Source organism: Gilvimarinus sp. 1_MG-2023, from assembly GCF_030548285.1.
In genome coordinates this window covers 1-260 of the sequence record NZ_JAUOSC010001214.1, presented here as the reverse complement: position 1 = coordinate 260, position 260 = coordinate 1, and the positions used below count along the sequence as shown (strand labels likewise).

Sequence of the window (260 nt, the reverse complement as noted above, 5' to 3'; positions counted from 1 at the left end):
GCCAGAAAGTGGCCAGCTGGGACCCACACACCCACCCGATTGTGACAGAAGTAACGGGTCGAATTGAATTTGTGGGTATGGATGAGGGTATTACCATCAATCGTCAGACCGACGAATTGACGGGCCTGTCCAACATCGAAGTCATCGATCCCAAAGACCGTCCGGCGGCTGGTAAAGATATCCGCCCAATGGTGAAACTGATTGATGCCACGACAGGTAACGACATTCTGCTACCTGGTACCAATGTGCCGGCCCAGTAC

Annotated in this window: 1 protein-coding gene; it reads left to right on the top strand. The window is 53.1% G+C overall.

All coding sequences use genetic code 11. The annotated features are described in order from the left end of the window. Positions 1–260, top strand: a 260-nt coding sequence (locus Q4563_RS20720) for a hypothetical protein (protein ID WP_303605857.1), incomplete at both ends; no start/stop codon positions are given.